The sequence below is a fragment of the Vibrio sp. 10N.222.55.B11 genome (genome assembly GCF_041473705.1).
GTDB lineage: Bacteria > Pseudomonadota > Gammaproteobacteria > Enterobacterales > Vibrionaceae > Vibrio > Vibrio crassostreae_C.
On sequence record NZ_JBFRST010000120.1, the window covers coordinates 1 to 765 of the forward strand.

A 765-nucleotide genomic window follows, 5' to 3' on the forward strand; every position below is an offset into this window, starting at 1 on the left:
TACTCCAATTGCAAAGTAACCATCATTGGGCTCTTTTAGAAGTCAACGAATATACCCGCCTATTAGTGTCGCGATAAGTTTTATAATTGGCGCTTTTTACTTCAATTTGAAAACAATTATCGGCATTTTTAGGTGATTTCGATCTATTTGGTACCATGAGCATAAACTCAACCGACGAAGGTTTTAGACAGGTTACGCCCCAACTTTGTGGATAACTGCTTTAATTTGTTATAAAAAAATAATGTTAGGTTGGAATTTAACGAAGCAAGCAAAACGGAAGGCCAAATTAACCATGGAACAGATAATTCACTACGATATTCTCAAGGTTAAAGTTAGAAGCGATAAAGAAAGCACTCGACTGACCAGCCAATGGGATCAGGTTCTACAAATCTGTCGTGACAAACCACTCGGAGAGATCGCGAGAGCAAGATTAGCGTTTAACCTTGTCGATTACATCACAAGTGAAGATCTACCTTTTCGCTTATTCATCACACGCGCACCACAAGCTATGGCCACCATAGGCGAGGAAACACGAGTGTATAAAGAGCATCGAGTTATTAATGGTAAACAAAGCGGAATGATTTACGCCAAAAGCGAACAAATGTTACCAAGAGAAATCCACTATACGAATGAGTTTGTGGCAACCCGCTACGTTGCTGGGACAAAAACACCACTCTCTGCCACCTCCCTCGTTGATTGCCTCAAGGCTGGAGATGTCATAACACCACTCGATGGCATCTTGTTTTTAGGCTGTAAACGAATCGC

1 protein-coding gene is annotated in these 765 nt (G+C 41.2%); it reads left to right on the forward strand.

The features are described from left to right. Nucleotides 1-241 precede the first annotated feature (241 nt). The coding region (locus tag AB4503_RS25140; RefSeq protein ID WP_372115890.1) for a hypothetical protein at nt 242-765 on the forward strand (524 nt) is incomplete at its 3' end.